Raw genomic sequence first — 403 nt, 5'->3', positions numbered from 1 at the left:
GTCCTCCGGCGCCGGCCGCACGCTGCGCGTCGGCCACCAGAAGGGCTGGCTGTCGCTGCTGAAGGCGCGCGGCACGCTGGAAAAACGGCTGGCGCCGCTGGGCGTGAAGGTGACCTGGACGGAGTTCAACGCCGGCCCGGTGCAACTGGAGGCGCTGAACGTCGGCTCCATCGATTTCGGCGACGTGGGCGAGGCCCCGCCGATCTTCGCCCAGGCCGCGGGTGCCCCGCTCGTGTACGCCGGAGCGACGGTCCCGCGCCCGCAACTGGAGGCGGTGGTGGTGCCCAAGGGGTCGGCCCTCCGCAGCGTCGCCGACCTCAAGGGCAAGCGCGTGGCCTACAACAAGGGCTCGAACGTGCATTACTTCCTGGCCAAATTGCTGGAGAAGAACGGCCTGCAGTAC

1 protein-coding gene is annotated in these 403 nt (G+C 70.0%); it reads left to right on the top strand.

Annotation, left to right across the window (positions count from 1 at the left end; genetic code table 11):
- The coding region (locus tag GVK32_RS28750; protein ID WP_159989820.1) for an ABC transporter substrate-binding protein at positions 1-403 on the top strand (403 nt) is incomplete at both ends.

Source organism: Klebsiella sp. 18074 (genome assembly GCF_902705905.1).
Classification (GTDB): Bacteria; Pseudomonadota; Gammaproteobacteria; order Enterobacterales; family Enterobacteriaceae; genus Klebsiella; species Klebsiella terrigena.
This window is presented reverse-complemented; position numbering and strand designations above follow the sequence as displayed.